The organism is Microvirga sp. CF3016, assembly GCF_036314085.1.
In the GTDB taxonomy this organism is placed as follows: Bacteria; Pseudomonadota; Alphaproteobacteria; order Rhizobiales; family Beijerinckiaceae; genus Microvirga.
This window is the reverse complement of sequence record NZ_JAYGGM010000023.1, coordinates 1-4,338: the sequence shown is the minus strand read 5'-3', so window position 1 is coordinate 4,338 and position 4,338 is coordinate 1. Positions and strand designations below refer to the sequence as shown.

Below are 4,338 nucleotides of genomic sequence, written 5' to 3'. Positions count from 1 at the left end.
CAGCATAGAGACCTTGTTGGAGACAATGAAGAAATCGTCATCCGGATGATCGTCGCGGAACTCTTGACACTCAGTCGCGAGATTAGCGCTAGTGATGGATCGGGACGGGTAGACATCAACATGATCGCGCCGTGTACGCGGAGCTTCTAGTCCAAAAATGGCCCACAAAGGGTCAGCAGCACGAGCTACAGCAGTCGGAACTTCCTCCGTCGTTAAGACGACAACGCGATTGGCAAGGCCATGCCACCACCTTCGCGGAGAAACCCACCAATTGCGATCATGTCGCTCTCTGTAGATGTCCCTATGTTTTTCGTCTTCACCATCCTCTTCATCGCACTTGTCGCTCGGGGCATTCTCTCGACAACCATACTCGCCTGTGTTGGCGGTTACGATGTGATCCCAATGCGAGATCCCGACACCCGCGACCCTTCGAGCCTCCTCAAAAGCTACCGGTCGCACGCATCCATTCACCGTAGGGTGTCCATGGGCGGCGACGAAAGCCTCGAAGCTGGCAAGGACTTGAGGCAGCGGCGGCGTATCCGCGTTCCAGAGACTAGGATCGGAAGCAGCTAGAGCCTCTACCCAGCGTATGATCTCTTCCGGTTGTAGATCAATTAGGCTGTCAGCCTTGATCTCGTCGTGAACGAGGAGCCCGAGGCTAGTTTCTCTACGCAAGGTCTTGAAGCACTCGTTCTCATCCCTTTCACCCGCATCCCAGAAGGAAGGAGCCCACATCAGCCGCGAGGGCCCACTCTTCTTCCATTCATGCGCGACCTGATGCACGGTGAAAAATACCGGCTTCCTCTTTCCGATAGTGGCCCACACCGTGGCATGGCGCTCCTTGAAGCGCTGAATAACTTCCGGTTGGAGCCTCTCGATGGCTGCCCAGCGCGACTGAAACCTCTGCCGTGCTGCCTCTTCGGTCGAGATCATCGCAATGCTGAGACGCCCGCACTCTTCCTCGTAGGCTCTCGAAAAACTCGGCAACACAACGCCAATAAAATCATTTTTCTCCTGGATCTCATTGAAGGCAGCGCACTTGGCCTCGGCAGCCCCATAATCAGCAAAGGCATACATAGCGACTCCACTCTCGCCACGTTCCGCCAAGTCGGCCACGATCTCGTGATGGAGGGCCATAAGCACCGAGGTCTTGCCTACGCCCTCTGGACCAACCACCAGGAGTAACGGCATTGTGGCAACCGTAGTCCTGAAGAATGTCTCCATCTCCGACCGAGCCGTGTCACTGTCAGTTACGTTTGCCCGAAACCGCTCCTCAAGTTCGTGAAAAGTACGATCCGTACGTGTTTCAGCCAAGAAATCATCGAGATCAACAGCCTCGTCGCATGCTTCCTCGCGAACCATTTGCCCTCGCCATAGCCGAAGCATGGTTCCCAAGGGGAACGGCAACGGTCGAGAAGTCAGCCCTTCAGCATCCCGTCCTACAAGATGGATCGAGGCATAGTCCTCGCGCATGACCGAGGACGGGTTGTTATCATTCCCTGAGTTCGTGAACTTGGCGACCCAGCGTCCACCCTCGTAGGTGAGATGATCGAATTTCGGCCAGTTCGGATACCATTTTTGAAGCTGCGCTTCGCAGTAGGTGATCTCGGCTTGGGTCAGACCGGGTCCAAGTTTACGCCCTGCCGGACAGGCCGTCTTCACTTTCCTACTCCTGGGTGTTGCACAGAAGGAATCGGGAGACCAGAACAGAGGCAACTCATCTCCAGACGCTCGCTTGCGGCTTTTCTCCCATAGGGTGATTTGCGGAACCACCGATCCTTTAGGAAAGCCAAGGAGGTTATCATCTTCGATCACTCTGGACCCGTTGGGTAAGCGCCGGAAGCTCTCAGCCCACTGGAGGGATCTATCGGCCCGATGGCTGCCGACATTAAGGGTACGAAGTACATCCTCATGCAGCTTCTCCCAGTGGGCCGCGAAGCCTCGCCGAAGCTCGGCGGCAGAGCACTGATCTAATCCGAGACGCGCACGCGCGAGATTGGTCTCGAAAACGGTATGAATGTGGAGGCTTTTGTTACCCGAGTAGTTAACGGTGATCCCAGCGAAGTCGGCGAACTGCGAGCAGTAGCGATAAAGATCACCGACCGGACAATCGAGGTCATTCTTGCTGTAGTTCAGCCAAGAAAGCTGCTCCTTCAAGAACTCCGTGTCCTTCACGTCGAACTCATAGGTAAGGACGTGATGCTCGCCCAGCACCACGCGATCCACAGGCCGTTCGGCCCCAAGTACCATCCCCTGCTCATCCTCACTGTCCATGGGCGATAGCCACAGGCGAAGAGGGTTGGCGAAGAGCATCAACCCGATCAGGGGATCACCCCCGTAGGTGGAGACAGGATTGGGATTGCTCGCGATGAGTTCGGCGAAGAAGTGATTTCGGCCCGTGGAGAACTTGGTCAGGTCCACCGGGAAATAGATGCCGCCGAAAGCGTCAGGCCGGAAAAGGTGCGGCTTGATGATGGCGTCAGCGAACCACGTTTTTGGGTTTTGGGCTGCCTTGACGAACTGTTTGGTAGCTTTGGAGCCAAGGGTGGGCGTGACGTATTGCTGCCAGAGGAGGGCAAGGCGCTCCTGTTCTTCATAAGAAAATAGCATGTAGAAAATCCATAAAGAAAACCCTGCACGCTGGCAGACGTGCAGGGTTCTGGATCGTCTTTACGACGATCTACAACTGGCCTGACCATGACCGCACCCAGGCGCAATATGCTGGAAGTGGTCTCGGAGGCCGGAACTTGCTTTGCACTCTGCCAGAGCGTGCTCGGTATTTATGTAACTATATCACTATAGGCGCGTGATGCCAAGAACTTTGTGAGCCAGCGAGGGGAAACGAGCTATTCGTGCTCATCGCCTGAGCCTCGATGTGGATACCGGCGCATAGGAAAGTTCGTCGAGCCGTAGTCGATGTAATCACCCTCGTATCCAATCAAGAAAAATGTGATCTGATAGAGGGCTGAATACACCATGCATATGGAGGCAAGCCTTTACGATCCCGGTGTCACTACATCGACCTTTTCGGGCCATGGTAGACCGAAGCTCGCTCGGCTAAGACTAGCGTGGAAGTCGCCTGATGGCTTACTGATGTCATAATTATCCAAGACCGCTTCATGGATGGCTTCGACAACATTTTGAACCTGTCGCGCGTGATATCCATGAACGCGACGGGTGCCCCTATGAACACTGTCGGATCGCATGGCGTAAAGGTCTTGTATAAGCTTGGCGATCTCGCTTCTCCTTGTTACGTCATTCGAGAGGATCACGGCACCCCGACGAGCGAGATTTTGAACCACTGGAGCGCTCTTGTCGTTGTCCGACAGCAATGCTTCCGCCGCCGTGAAGAAGAATAGAAGTCTTTCTGTATCGTCGTCCGAGATGCGCCCCCGCGCCATCCAGCCCAGTCCGCGCTGTAAACGCTCACCAACGCTGTTAGACGGCGGATTGAACAAGATGCTGAGCTTGGAATAGAATGATTTTCCTTTCATGTGCTCGACGAACCCATCTCCGACAACGTAGTGCATCGGAACCCAACTGCCACCGAACGATGAGCGGGTATCGTGAATCGTGACGGAGGACTGCTTACTCCGGGGCTTCTCCGTAGGAGTTGCCTCGACATCGCCGAGGTTAGGTGAGAACGGGCCGGTGAATTGTGGGTAGCCGATCAGGCGGATCAAGCTCGTGAAAACGTAAGTGTGCCAACGAGCTTCGGCCTCCAAATTCCCAATTTTCGATTGAAGCTCGATATCCCAACAAATGGGCGTGAGCGCGACGAAAGGTTTTCCGTCGATAATTTGCAAACCATCAGGCTGCCCGATGGTCAACCGGACTCCCGATTCTGGCCCGAGATCACGGTCAACGTCATCTGTCAGTCTGACAGCAACCGGGCCGATCTGAACCTCACGAATGTCCTCAAGACGCACCGAGTAGCAGGGGAGAAGTATGCGGACTTTTGCCCGTATCTCAGACGACAACTCCTTCAAAAAATGTGCGACTTGATCGGGGATAGGCGATGCAATGCCGACCGAGGCCCAAGCAAGGCGGTAAACCTCTCGTTCGCTGATGGCGTCAGGGCCGACCAGTTCGAGACATCTCTTGATGAGATCGCTGAGTATTGGCTTCAAAGGGCTGAGGTCATACACGTTCTCGTGTATTAGCTTCCAACCTCCTTGTCGCATGATTTCTGTAGCATGATCAGCAGATTTCGCCCTTGCCGTATCCGCACAGGTGTAAAATGCACCAGCAAGCTCTCGCAGCTTCTGATCACTGGTTAGGCGGTTCGCAATCTTCTCAATGGTCATGACGGTCTCTGATGTTGAAGCCTGCGATGTA

The 4,338-nt window shown here is 54.7% G+C and carries 2 protein-coding genes; both read right to left on the bottom strand.

What is annotated here, in order from left to right; translation table 11 throughout:
* The coding region (locus VB672_RS22535; RefSeq protein WP_329786431.1) for a hypothetical protein at positions 1 to 2,610 on the bottom strand (2,610 nt) is incomplete at its 3' end.
* 386 nt (positions 2,611 to 2,996) lie between these two features.
* Positions 2,997 to 4,338, bottom strand: a 1,342-nt coding sequence (locus VB672_RS22530; RefSeq protein WP_329786430.1) for a hypothetical protein, incomplete at its 5' end; no start/stop codon positions are given.